The sequence below is a fragment of the Streptomyces cyaneochromogenes genome (assembly GCF_003963535.1).
GTDB classification, from domain to species: domain Bacteria; phylum Actinomycetota; class Actinomycetes; order Streptomycetales; family Streptomycetaceae; genus Streptomyces; species Streptomyces shaanxiensis.
Genome location: NZ_CP034539.1, coordinates 8,921,122 through 8,933,310 on the forward strand (window position 1 = coordinate 8,921,122; position 12,189 = coordinate 8,933,310).

Here is a 12,189-nt window from a genome sequence, read left to right on the forward strand (position 1 = left end):
ACCGGGGTGAGAGCGCTCTCACGAGCCCGCTCACCCCAGGGCTATCCTGATCCGCAACCACCGACGAGGAGCCGCCCAGTGACCGAAACCGCCCCGCGTCCCACCCTGGAAGCCGTGGCCGCACGTGCCGGGGTCTCGCGGGCCACCGTCTCGCGGGTGGTCAATGGCGGGGACGGCGTGCGGGAGCCGCTCGTCGAGCGAGTGCGCAAGGCGGTGGAGGAGCTCGGGTATGTGCCCAACCAGGCCGCCCGCAGCCTGGTGACCCGGCGGCACGACGCCGTCGCGGTCGTCGTGGCCGAACCGGAGACCCGCGTCTTCGCCGACCCCTTCTTCGCGCTGCAACTGCGCGGCATCAGCAAGGAGCTGACGGCCCACGACAACCAGCTGGTGCTGCTGCTGACCGAGGGCCGGGACGATCATGCCCGCGTCGGTCGCTACCTCGCCGGCGGGCATGTCGACGGGGCGCTGGTGTTCTCGCTGCACCTCGACGACCCGCTCCCCGAACTGATCCAGCGCGCCGCAGTGCCCACCGTGTTCGGCGGCAGGCCCGGCTGGAGCGGCGACCGGCAGGGCGTGGTGTACGTCGACAGCGACAACCGGGGTGGCGCGCGAGACGCCGTACGGCATCTCGTCGGGCTCGGCCGCAGCCGCATCGCGCACATCGCCGGGGCCCTCGACCAGACGTCGGCGGTGGACCGGCTCGACGGATACCGGGATGTCATGGTCGACGGCGATCCGCGGCTCATCGTCGAGGGCGACTTCACGCCGGCCGGCGGTGAACGGGCGATGCGTGAGCTGCTCGCCCGCTGTCCGGACCTGGACGCCGTGTTCGCCGCCAACGATCTCACCGCGTCGGGGGCGTTGCGGGTGCTGCGCGAGTCGGGGCGACGGGTGCCGGACGACGTCGCCGTGGTCGGGTTCGACGACATGCTGCCGGTGGCGGAGCAGTCCGACCCACCACTGACGACGGTCCGTCAGGACATCGAGGAGATGGGCCGGTTGATGGCCCGGCTGCTGTTGCGGGGGCTCGACCGGCACGCCGGCGAGCAGGGCATCGCCGCCGCGCCGTCCAGCGTGGTGCTGCCCACCACGCTGGTGCGGCGCGCGTCCGCGTAGACCGTCCGCGCAGATCGCTGCGCGCCGGCTCAGGGCGCCGACGTGCGCAGGACCTCCGCGCCCGTCCGCCCGCCCCGCAGGTCCAGCCGTTCCCCCGGGGACCGCTCGCGGAAGAGCCGAGCGCGACGTGGTTGGTCGGCTCGTCGAGGACGAGGAGGTCCGCGGGCCGGGTCACGGTCTCGCCGATGACGGCGGCCTTCTCGCCGGGCGGACGGTGAAGGAGACCTGGTCGAGGACGAGCCGGGTGCCGTGGGTCTACGGGCGGCGGAGACGGCGGCGTCGGCCGCGCCCGGACTCAGAGGAAGTAGGAGAAAGCCGCACACTCACTCCAACGGAACGGAACGGGACGTATCGTCTCTAATCGTTCCCAGGCTGTGCCGGCGCGCTCTTGATCACCGCGAAGCGTGCCCCGTACGGGTCGGTGAGCTTGGCGATGCGGCCGACGTCCGGCAGGTCCGTGGCCGGCATGCGCACCGTGCCGCCCAGCTCCTGTGCCTTGGCGACCGTGGCGTCGGTGTCGGTGACCTCGAAGTACGCCAGCCAGTACGCGGGGCCCTCCGCCTCCGCCGGGTCGTCGGACTTGTCGACGACCCCGCCGAACATGGCGTCCTCCCCGGCGCCGGCGGGGCTGAACGTCGTGTACGTGCCGCCGTAGAAGTCGAGCGCGAAGGTCTCCATGCCGAGCGTCGCGTTGTAGAACCCCGCCGCGGCCGGTACGTCCGTGGTGTACAGCTCCAGCCAGCACAGTGAGCCGGGCTCCTGGACGACGTCGAGGCCCTTGTTGGCGCGGGGCTGCCACAGGCCGAAGGGCACGCCCGCCTTGTCGGCGAGGATGGCCATGCGGCCCAGGTCCAGCACGTCCGTGGGCTGCATCCACACCGCGCCGTGCGCCTGCTCGGCGGCCTTCGCCGTGGCGTCCGCGTCCGGCGTCTGGAAGTACACCGTCCAGGACGGCGGACCCTGTTCCTCGGTGGTCTGCATACCACCGGCCACCGTCCTGCCGTCGAGCTGGAAGAGTCCGTAACCGCCGGTCTCGGGCCCGCCCGGCTGGAACCGCCAGCCGAACAGGCCGCCGTAGAAGGCGCTGGCACCGTCGATGTCCGGTGTGCCGAGGTCGATCCAGTTCGGCGCGCCGGTGACGTAACGGGTGGTGAGCATCATCGCCCTCCTCGGAAGGGTCCCGTTGTCTGCTCTGCCGAGTCTTGCACCGCCCACTGACAATCGCCGCCGGAACCGCGCCACCGATGGCGGCGAGGCCCGAGGTCACCCTCGGTGACCGGTGCGGGTTTCCTCCATCTCGCGCGTTTCCGCGCGCCGCCGTGCGCCGCGGCACCGGGCGGGAGACCATCGGGTCGGCCGGGAGCCCGAAGACACGGCGTTGATCCCGCGTTGATCGAACGTTTTTCGCCGACCGGCACGATCCTGCGCATGCACATCGACACGATCACAACGATCACCTCGCCCGACCTGGACTGGCAGCAGGAGGCGTTGTGCGCACAGACCGGGGCGGACTTCTTCTTCCCCGAGCCGGGCAGCTCCGTACGCGAGGCGAAGCGGATCTGCGGCATGTGCGCGATCCGCTCCACCTGCCTGGAGTACGCGCTGGACAACGACGAACGCTTCGGCGTCTGGGGCGGTCTGTCGGAGAAGGAACGCCTGGAGCTCAGGCGTACGTCACACTGAACCGCCGCGTCCCGGCGGGTACCCGCACGTCCTGGCCCGTCACAGCGAGCTCCTGCCCGTCCGCCGCCGCCGACCGCACCTCACCGAACCGGCACGGATACACGAACCGCACTCCCTCCGGCGCCTGCGTGACGTCCACCGTCACCGTCCGCCCGGCCGGGTCGTGGGCGAGCCGGTAGCCGAAGGGCGCGCCGAACAGGGTGGGCGCGGCGTCCACCGCGATCCCCTCGCCCGCCGGCACCCAGTGCGGCCGTACGCCGGGCGCGATGTACAGGTGCGGGTCGCGGTCCTCGTCGGCCTCGAAGAAGAGGATGTCGCGGAGCAGCAGCAGATACTCGGCGGCCGCCCAGCCGTGCGGGATGTCGCCCATGTACCAGCGGTTGTACGGCACTTCACGGAAGTCGGAGGCCACCGGGAACGCGTGCTGCTCGTTCCACGCGCCCAGCGCCGGCGCCCGCCCGGCCACCGTCGGAAAGCCGGCCGCGACCGTCCAGCCGAGCAGCGCGTCCATGCGCGCCGGGTCACCGGCGAGCAGATACGCGTGCGCCAACTGCATGGTCAGATAGGGCCCGTACGCGTTCCAGGCCGCCTCGTGCCGGAACCCGCCGGTGACGAAATGGGCGTACATCGTGTCGAGCGTGCAGCGCGCCGCCCGGTCGATGTCGTCGCCCAGCTTGCTGCCCATGTGCAGGCGCAGCGGGTGGAAGTAGGCGGCCGTGCCGATCATCGTGGAGTCGAGCCGTCCGACGTCGGCGGGCCCGGTCGGGATGTACGTCTCCCACGCCCCGCGCCGCCGCTGCTCGGCCAGCACCCAGCGGATCGAGTCGCCGGTCGCCCGCTTCACGTCGTCGAAGACGCCCCACAGCTCACCGACCTCCGGCGCCCCGATCCGCTCGGCCAGCCGCGCGGCCTCGTACAGCCCGGCCAGTGCCCACAGGTCGTCCCAGTAGTGCGGCTTGTCGCGCTCGCCGAGGTGCTCGGCGCTCCAGCCGCTGTGCAGCAGCCCGTACTGGTCGCGGTTGTCGCGGAGCCAGCGGGCCGCGTCGCGCACGTACGGGACGTACAGCCTGGCGCCGAAGGCCGAACGCGGGCCGCTCGTCCGGTCGTGGCGGCCGATCGCCCACAGCGCCTGACCGTTGCTGTCCCACTCACGGTCGTCCTTCTCGTGCGGACCGCCGTAGAAGCCGTACTCGGCGCACGGCCCGATCCGTCCCGTCCCGCGGTTGAACCGCAGGGGATAGTGCGTCCCCAACTGCCGTTCGGCGAGCGCGGAATCCCCGACGAGCGAGCACGCCGTCGCCTCCACGGACGAGTCGCGGATCCAGAAGGAGTCGTAGACCGTGGGGCCGGGGTGGATCTCACCGTGGTCGGAGAGGATCAGCAGCTGCGAACGCGCCTGCCGGAACAGGTCGGTGAGATGCGCCACCGGGCGCGGCAGCACCGGCTGCAGCCCCTGCCCGAGGAGCTTCGCCGTCCAGAAGTCACGGTTGGCCGCCTCCAGTTCGGCGCTCGGCGTGCCCCTCAGTTCCGCCAGGTCGGCCGGTCCGCCGAACACGTCGACGGGCAGTCGTACGTCGATCTCGAACACCGCGTCGTCCACCACCCGGAACGGCCACGCGAACACGGCGCTGCACAGCCCGGCCACCTGGTCCTGCGCCTCAGGAGCGCCGTTCAGCTTGCCGCCGACGACCAGGTCGTGGAACGGGCTGTCGGCGAGGTACGCGTCCGGGTCGAAGGAGAACTCGGTGTTGCCGTGGACGCCGTACTGCTCGGGCGGGATGTCGAAGACCGGGCCCCAGCCCGCGTTGGTCTCCACCCGCTGCTCGTCCGGCAGATAGCGCAGGAACGTCAGCCGCCGGTCGGTGATGTGCCGGCCGTTGCGGTCGTGCCGCTGGAATCCGCTCGGCCCGGCCGGCAGTACGGCCGCGCACAGCAGTCCCTCGCGCACCTGCCCGGTCGGACTGCCCACGGTCACCCGGGTGACGACCAGGTCGCGCCCGCCCGGGCCGACGGTCGTGGCGAAGGTGCGCTGCACGAACTCGACGTCCTCCGGCGTGCGGAAGGCCGTGAGCACCACCGGCAGGTGCGGCGCCTCCATCCGCTGCTCCACCCGGCCGGCGTCCGGGAGTTGCGGCAGGCGTAAGGCGCCCGTCGCCGGGTCGTGCAGGAAGAAGGAGAGGCAGTACTTGTCGTAGACGGGCTCGATCTCGCCCGCCTGCCCGATCAGGGACTCCTGGCGGTGGTCCTTCACCCCGACCATGTGCCAGTAGCGGTACAGGGCGTTCGAGGCGAGGGCCGCCTCCTTGGAGTCGTACGTGCCGGAGTCGAAGTCGTCGCTCCAGCGCCGGAAGGCCTGCTGCGCCCACCAGGGCACGGGGTACGGGATCCGGTCCCGCCCCGCCCAGCCGCGCCACATGACCTCGTAGAACATCCACTCATGGGTCTGGGCCATGAAAATCACCCCCTGCGTGCACCGTGGCACCGCAGGGGGTGGTCGTAAATCGCTGCGACAGGACGGAGGGTCAGCCTCCGGCGCGCGCCGCCATGCGCGCCTTGCGGGCGGCCAGCTTCTCGTCGAACTTCGAGGCCTCCGCGTCCAGCCCGCCCATGAAGAGCCCCAGCTCCTCCTGCGCCTTCTGGCCCTCCGGGCCGAGGCCGTCGATCTCCATGATCTTCAGGAAGCGCAGGACGGGCTGCAGCACGTCGTCGTGGTGGATGCGCATGTTGTAGACCTCGCCGATCGCCATCTGCGCGGCGGCGCGCTCGAAGCCGGGGATGCCGTGGCCGGGCATGCGGAAGTTGACCACGACGTCACGCACGGCCTGCATGGTGAGGTCCGGTGCGATGTCGAAGGCGGCCTTCAGGAGGTTCCGGTAGAAGATCATGTGGAGGTTCTCGTCGGTCGCGATGCGCGCCAGCATGCGGTCGCAGACCGGGTCACCGGACTGGTGGCCGGTGTTGCGGTGCGAGATGCGGGTCGCGAGTTCCTGGAAGGCGACGTAGGCGACCGAGTGCAGCATCGAGTGCCGGTTGTCCGACTCGAAGCCCTCGCTCATGTGGGACATGCGGAACTGCTCCAGCTTGTCCGGGTCCACCGCGCGCGAGGTGAGCAGGTAGTCGCGCATCACGATGCCGTGCCGGCCCTCCTCCGCGGTCCAGCGGTGCACCCAGGTGCCCCACGCGCCGTCACGGCCGAAGAGCGAGGCGATCTCGTGGTGGTAGCTGGGCAGGTTGTCCTCGGTGAGCAGGTTCACCACCAGCGCGATGCGGCCGATCTCGGTGACCTTCGAGTGCTCCTTCTCCCAGGCCTCCCCGTCCTCGAAGAAGCCGGGGAAGTTGCGGCCGTCCGTCCACGGCACGTACTCGTGCGGCATCCAGTCCTTGGCGACCTTCAGATGCCGGTTGAGTTCCTTCTCGACCACTTCCTCCAGCGCGTACAGCAATCGGGCGTCGGTCCAGCCGGCAGAGCTGCCAAGGTGAGGGGAGGTGATCGTCACGGGTACTCCTGGGGGACGCACGACACAGGCAAGGTGACCGGCGAGCGGATGCCGGAACCTACGGGATCGTAGGCTACGAATCCGTAGGTTACGAAGCCGTAGGTTAAGAGGGATGTAAAGACTGCTGATCAGCCACCGTTCCGTCGGGAGTCCACGGGCATGCGAAAGGCCCCAGGACCCGCAGGTCCTGGGGCTGAGAGTGTGATCGGGCAGCCGGTCAGGCGTACAGCTCACGCATGCGCACCGAGAGACATGTCACACATCCTTCGAGCTTCTCGAACTCGCTGATGTCGACCAGGACGGGCTCGTGCCCGAGGTCGGCGAGCAGCTCCGCCGTCTTCGGCGCGCTCGCGGCCATGAGCAGCTTGTCGCCGCCGAGCAGCACCACATGCGCCCCGGACTCCTCCGGCACCGGCAGGAAGCGCGGGAACAGCGACGGGGCGTCCAGCTGCGGGATGCGGCCCAGAATCGTTCCGTCGGGCAGCGCCGTGATCGCCGACTTCAGGTGCAGCACCTTGCTCACCGGGACGGCGACGACCCGCGCCCCCAGCGGCTCGAAGGCGGCCCGCAGCTGCTGGACGCCGGCCGCGTTGGTACGGCCGCCCCGGCCGACGTAGATCGTGTCGCCGACCTTGAGCACGTCGCCGCCGTCCAGCGTGCCCGGCTCCCAGATCCAGTTCACGGAGCAGCCGAGCGAGGCCACGGCCTCCTCGACGCCGATGGTCTCCTCGCGCCGGGACTCGGCCCCGGACCGGGCGATCAGCGCGACGTTGCGGTACATGACGACCGTGTCCTCGACGAACACCGAGTCGGGGCAGTCGTCGGCCGGGTCCACCTCGATCGTCTCCCAGCCGTGCGTACGCAGGGCCTCCACGTACGCCTCCCACTGCTCGACCGCGAGATCGGCATCGACCTTCTCCCGCTCGATATGCGTCACCAGCCCTTCGGCGAGGCGCGGGCTCGGGCGGCGGACAAGGGCCTTCTTGCTGGGCACGACGGGATCTCCGGATCGGTGGCGGTTCAGGCGCCCTCATGCATGGGGCACCGACCCGCCATCATGCAGGGCCTACCCGCCCGTACAAAACCCTCGTGGTCAGGCTGTGGCCCTCCTGAGATGCTCCGCGGTGAAGGAGTCGCGGGCTTCGAGGAGCTGACGCGGGGTTCCCTGGAAGATCACCCGGCCCCCGTCCCGGCCCCCGTCCGGCCCCAGGTCGATGATCCGGTCGGCGTGCGCCACGACGTCCAGGTTGTGCTCGACGACCACCACCGTGTTGCCCGCGTCCACCAGCCGGTCCAGCAGGCCGAGCAGCCCGTCGACGTCCGACATGTGCAGTCCGGTCGTCGGTTCGTCCAGGACGTACACCGCCCCCGTCCGGTGCAGCCGCGTCGCCAGCTTGATGCGCTGGCGCTCGCCGCCCGAGAGGGTGGAGAGGGGCTGGCCGAGCGTGAGGTACGTCAGCCCCACGTCCCGCAGGGCGCGCAGGCGTCGCCGTACGCCCGCGTCCTGGAAGTGATCCAGCGCCTGCCCGGCCGTCATCTCCAGGACGTCCGCGACGGAGTTGCCGTCGACGGTCAGCCGCAGCACCTCGTCCTTGAAGCGCCGCCCCTCGCAGTCGTGGCAGGTCGTGGTCACCGGGTCCATGAAGGCGAGGTCGGTGTAGATGATCCCGCGGCCCTCGCAGGTGCCGCACGCGCCGGAGGAGTTGAAGCTGAACAGCCCCGGCTCGGCGCCCGTCTCCCGCGCGAAGATCTTCCGCACCGTGTCCATGATTCCCAGATACGTCGCCGGGGTCGACCGCGCCGAGATCCCGATCGACGACTGGTCCACGACCACGGCGTCGGTGTGGGCGGCGGTGAACTCCGCGACCAGCGTGCTCTTCCCGGAGCCGGCGACCCCGGTCACCACGGTGAGCACCCCGGTCGGGAACTCGACCGTCACGTCCCGCAGATTGTGCCGGTCGGCGCCCTTCACCCAGAGCCCTCCGCCCGCCGTTCGCACCTCTTCCTTGATCGCGATACGGCGGCCCAGGCACCGCCCGGTCACCGTGCCCGACCCGGCCAGCGCGCCCGGCGTCCCCTCGAACACCACCCGGCCGCCCCCCGCGCCGGCCCCCGGCCCCATGTCGACGACGTGATCGGCGAGCGCGATGACGTCCGGGTCGTGCTCGACCACCAGCACGGTGTTGCCCTTGTCGCGCAGCCGCAGCAGCAGATCGCCGAGGCGGCCGACGTCGCGCGGGTGCAGGCCGACGCTGGGCTCGTCGAAGATGTACGTCATGCCGGTCAGGCTGGAGCCCAGGTGGCGGACCGTCTTCAGGCGCTGGCCCTCGCCGCCGGAGAGCGTGGACGTCTCGCGGTCGAGGCTGAGGTAGCCGAGGCCGATGGCGTCGATGCGTTCGAGCGCGGTGACGGCCGCCCGGGCGATCGGTCCGGCGACCGGGTCGTCGATGTCCTTCAGTACGGCGATGAGGTCCGTGACCTGCATGTGCGTGCAGTCGGCGATGTTCAGGCCGTTGATACGGGTCGCGAGTGCCGCCACGTTCAGGCGGGACCCCTCGCAGTCGGGGCAGGTGCCCTCCGCCAGGAACTCCCGCACCAGGTCGCGGGTCTTCTGGCTCATCGCCGACAGGTCCCGCTTCAGGTACAGCCGCTCGAAGCGGGTGGCGAGCCCTTCGTAGTCGGTGGTCCAGGTACCGCCCGTGCCGTTGACGGTGACCTTGCTGCCGGGACGGCCGTGCATCAGGAACTCCCGCTCGGCTGCGGTGAAGCGCCCGACGGTCTTGTGCGGGTCGAGTTCGGCGCTGTTCGTGTACGCCTGTCCCTGCCAGGTGCCCGCGGCGAACGGCGGGAAGCGGACCGCCCCGTCGGCCAGCGACCGCTCCGGATCGAGGATGCGGTCCCAGTCCGGCCGTACCGTCCGGCCCAGGCCGTCGCACTCGGGACACATGCCCGAGGGGTCGTTGAACGAGTACGCGGTCGCCGGCCCGGCGCTCGGGGTGCCGTGCCGGGAGAACAGCACCCGGATCACCGAGTAGATGTCGGTCATCGTGCCGACCGTGGACCGGGAGTGGCCCCCGATCGGCCGCTGGTCGACGACGATCGCGGGGGAGAGGTCCTCCAGCTCCTCCGCGTGCGGGCGCTCGTACTTGGGCAGCCGGTTGCGCACGAACCACGTGAAGGTCTCGTTCAGCTGGCGCTGCGACTCCACCGCGATCGTGTCGAAGACGATCGACGACTTCCCCGATCCCGAAACGCCGGTGAACACGGTCAGCCGGCCTTTCGGGATGCGGAGGGTGACGTCCTTGAGGTTGTTCTCCCTGGCTCCGGTGATGGTGATGAAAGGGGGCGTGAAATCGGCCATGCAGTCGAAGCTAGGCGGGATACCCGACAGGCTCTGGCGTGATTTCCTTCAGTTCTCCCTCCTCCACCATCAGCCAGCGCGTGATGCCGATCGACTCCAGGAACGGCAGGTCGTGGCTGGCCACGATCAGCGCCCCCTCGTACGACTCCAGGGCCGTGGTGAGCTGCCGTACGCTCGCCATGTCCAGGTTGTTCGTCGGCTCGTCCAGCATCAGCAGCTGCGGTGCGGGCTCGGCCAGCATCAGTGCCGCCAGGGCCGCCCGGAAGCGTTCGCCGCCGGACAGGGTGGCCGCCTTCTGGTCGGCGCGGGCACCCCGGAACAGGAAGCGGGCGAGCCGCGCCCGGATCCGGTTGTTGGTGGCGCCCGGCGCGAACCGGGCCACGTTCTCGGCGACCGACAGCTCGTCGTCGAGGACGTCCAGCCGCTGCGGCAGGAACCGCAGCGGAACGTGCGCCGTCGCCTCGCCCGACACCGGAGCCAGCTCCCCGGCGATCGTGCGCAGCAGCGTGGTCTTGCCCGAGCCGTTGCGCCCGATGAGCGCGATCCGCTCCGGACCGTGCAGATCGAGGCCGCCGGCCACCCGCGCGCCGTACACGAGCTCCAGATCCCGCAGCGTGAGCACGCCGCGGCCCGGCGGAACGGCCGTGTACGGCAGGTCGACGCGGATCTCGTCGTCGTCCCGTACGGCCTCCACCGCCTCGTCGAGGCGCTCCTTGGCCCCGGCGAGCTTCTCCTCGTGCATGATCCGGTGCTTGCCCGCGGACTCCTGTGCCGCCCGCTTGCGCGCACCCATGACGATCTTCGGTTCGCGCTTCTGGTCCCACATCTTCTGGCCGTACCGCTTGCGGCGGGCCAACTTGACCTGGGCGTCGACCAGTTCGCGCTTCTGCTTCTTCAGGTCGGCCTCGGCCACGCGCACCATGCGCTCGGCCGCCTCCTGCTCGGTGGCGAGTGCCTCCTCGTACGCCGAGAAGTTGCCGCCGTACCAGGTGACCTCCCCGGAGCGCAGATCGGCGATCTGGTCGACGAGGTCCAGGAGTTCGCGGTCGTGGCTGACCACCACCATCACCCCCGGCCAGGACTCGACGGCCGCGTACAGCCGCCTGCGTGCGTACAGGTCGAGATTGTTGGTGGGCTCGTCGAGCAGCAGGACGTCCGGGCGGCGCAGCAGCAGCGCCGCCAGGCGCAGCAGGACCGACTCGCCGCCGGAGACCTCACCGATCGTGCGGTCCAACTCGACGTGGCCGAGCCCGAGTTCGCCGAGCGTGGCGAGCGCGCGCTCCTCCACGTCCCAGTCGTCGCCGACGGTCTCGAAGTGCTCCTCGGCCACGTCGCCCGCCTCGATGGCGTGCAGCGCGGCTCGCTGTGCAGCGATGCCGAGGGCCTCGTCGACCTTCAGGGCGGTGTCGAGCGTGACGTTCTGCGGGAGGTAGCCGACCTCACCGGCGACGCGCACGGCGCCGTCGGCCGGGGTGAGCTCACCGGCGATGAGCTTCAACAGGGTGGACTTTCCTGACCCGTTGACGCCGACGAGCCCGGTCCTGCCGGGACCGAACGTGACGTCGAGGCCCTCGAATACGGTGGTGCCGTCGGGCCAGATGAAGGAAAGGGACGTACAGGTGATGGATGTAGGCATAAGGGCGCCTCCGCGGTTGCTCGAAGTGATCAAGGGCAAACGCGTATCGAGACACCGGCGACCAACGGGCGGTGAGAGGCCCTGGGCATGAGAAAAGCCCTGTTCCGTGAGGACGGCTCGAACGCCGAGGTCGCACGCTGCGCACACACTTCAGGTGTGACGCGGTGTCTCAGGACCTCAGACGAGCAACGTCCTTCTCCAATCGACGGCAACAGGACGTTGTACACCGTAGGAGAGGGCTAGGACGGTGTCAACGCAATTAACGAGGCGCTGCCGGTCACCCGGCGGCAGGGGCCTGTTGGGTGCCTCAGCAGGCGTCCCGCATGAGCTCCGCGAGGTCGCGGTCCAGGTCGAGCTGGAGGTGCTCCAGGCCCAGGGGCACCAGATCGCTGGTGGACTGCAGGAAGCGGCGCAGCTCGCCCGTGCGGACGTGCACGACCGCGGTGCCCTCCGGGGCGTGGAACTCCAGGACCGTGCGGTCGAAGCCGTACGGCCGCACCCGGACGTCGCCGTGGCCCTCGGGTTCCTCCAGGCCGGCCAGGAGCAGCTCGCGGCTGAACGTCCAGCACACCTCCACGCCCTCCAGAGTGGCGGGGGCCGGGAAGGTCATGCGGATGGCGAACGGGTCGCGCCGGTCGTAGTGAAGGGTCGCGGGAATGCTCGGCATCCGCGGCGCGGCGGCGACGAGACGGGCCTCAACGGGCTGCTCGATGACGGTGGACAACGCCTTGCTCCCTTGTGACGGCTGGACGGACTTCCGGGCGGACGAGACCGGGCACTGTTAGAGACGTTGGAATCAGCCAATCCGTGCACCCGGAATCCGAGTGACCTCCGTCACCGCCGTCATGCACGCAAGTGGCTCGTTCGTCCGCCGTGCCGGGAAAGTCACATGTGGC

Annotated in this window: 9 protein-coding genes; 2 read left to right on the top strand and 7 right to left on the bottom strand. The window is 70.4% G+C overall.

Features of this window, described 5'->3' with window-relative positions; translation table 11 throughout:
- The first annotated feature begins 78 nt into the window (after nt 1-78).
- Entirely contained in the window at nt 79-1,116 is a 1,038-nt protein-coding gene (locus EJ357_RS40275) for a LacI family DNA-binding transcriptional regulator (RefSeq protein ID WP_126396684.1), read from the top strand.
- A gap of 357 nt (nt 1,117-1,473) precedes the next feature.
- On the opposite strand, the gene EJ357_RS40280 is transcribed toward EJ357_RS40275, so the two are convergent.
- On the bottom strand, nt 1,474-2,274 hold the full coding sequence (locus tag EJ357_RS40280; RefSeq protein WP_126400678.1) for a VOC family protein: 801 nt from the start codon (nt 2,272-2,274) through the stop codon (nt 1,474-1,476).
- A gap of 270 nt (nt 2,275-2,544) precedes the next feature.
- Between EJ357_RS40280 and EJ357_RS40285 the strand changes: the two genes are divergently transcribed.
- Nucleotides 2,545-2,799, top strand: a complete 255-nt coding sequence (locus tag EJ357_RS40285; RefSeq protein WP_175647691.1) for a WhiB family transcriptional regulator — start codon at nt 2,545-2,547, stop codon at nt 2,797-2,799.
- Here the strand turns inward: EJ357_RS40285 and EJ357_RS40290 are convergent.
- The 6 genes from EJ357_RS40290 to ssgD form a co-directional block, all read right to left on the bottom strand.
- Nucleotides 2,780-5,251 (bottom strand): prenyltransferase/squalene oxidase repeat-containing protein, encoded by a 2,472-nt coding sequence (locus tag EJ357_RS40290; protein ID WP_126396687.1) that lies wholly within the window; start codon nt 5,249-5,251, stop codon nt 2,780-2,782. The two genes, EJ357_RS40285 and EJ357_RS40290, sit on opposite strands and share 20 nt — an antisense overlap.
- A 70-nt stretch (nt 5,252-5,321) precedes the next feature.
- A complete protein-coding gene (locus EJ357_RS40295; protein ID WP_126396689.1) occupies nt 5,322-6,296 on the bottom strand; it encodes an acyl-ACP desaturase in 975 nt (324 codons plus the stop codon).
- Nucleotides 6,297-6,513: 217 nt separating this feature from the next.
- A complete protein-coding gene (ddaH, locus tag EJ357_RS40300) occupies nt 6,514-7,290 on the bottom strand; it encodes a dimethylargininase (RefSeq protein WP_126396691.1) in 777 nt (258 codons plus the stop codon).
- 99 nt (nt 7,291-7,389) lie between these two features.
- A complete protein-coding gene (locus EJ357_RS40305; RefSeq protein ID WP_126396693.1) occupies nt 7,390-9,657 on the bottom strand; it encodes an ATP-binding cassette domain-containing protein in 2,268 nt (755 codons plus the stop codon).
- 10 nt (nt 9,658-9,667) lie between these two features.
- Complete coding sequence (locus EJ357_RS40310; RefSeq protein WP_126396695.1) at nt 9,668-11,293, bottom strand: ABC-F family ATP-binding cassette domain-containing protein; 1,626 nt, start codon at nt 11,291-11,293, stop codon at nt 9,668-9,670.
- 307 nt (nt 11,294-11,600) lie between these two features.
- Complete coding sequence (ssgD, locus tag EJ357_RS40315) at nt 11,601-12,017, bottom strand: spore wall synthesis regulator SsgD (RefSeq protein WP_126396697.1); 417 nt, start codon at nt 12,015-12,017, stop codon at nt 11,601-11,603.
- Between the last annotated feature and the right edge of the window lie 172 nt (nt 12,018-12,189).